The following is a 208-nucleotide window of genomic DNA, read 5'->3' as shown; positions in this document are numbered from 1 at the left end:
GCGAACTGTCTAATTTCATCCTTTTGCAGCGCAGCGCCAATTCACACTTTAAGCTGGGTGCGTTTGTTGAAAATACCGTTTGCTTTCAAAGAAGCATCCGTAGTGTTGTTCCACCTTTAACGGGTGTTGCATCAAGCGCTCTGCAGTTAGATGGTCTTGCTCTAGAACTCCAACGCTCGATTGATTACCTTTCTTCTCAAATTAAAGG

Annotated in this window: 1 pseudogene; it reads left to right on the top strand. The window is 44.2% G+C overall.

The window, feature by feature from the left end:
• A pseudogene (locus tag AB4512_RS25375) lies at nucleotides 1–208 on the top strand (MSHA biogenesis protein MshI); the annotation flags it as partial.

The organism is Vibrio sp. 10N.222.52.B7, assembly GCF_041474275.1.
GTDB lineage: Bacteria > Pseudomonadota > Gammaproteobacteria > Enterobacterales > Vibrionaceae > Vibrio > Vibrio crassostreae_C.
This window is presented reverse-complemented; position numbering and strand designations above follow the sequence as displayed.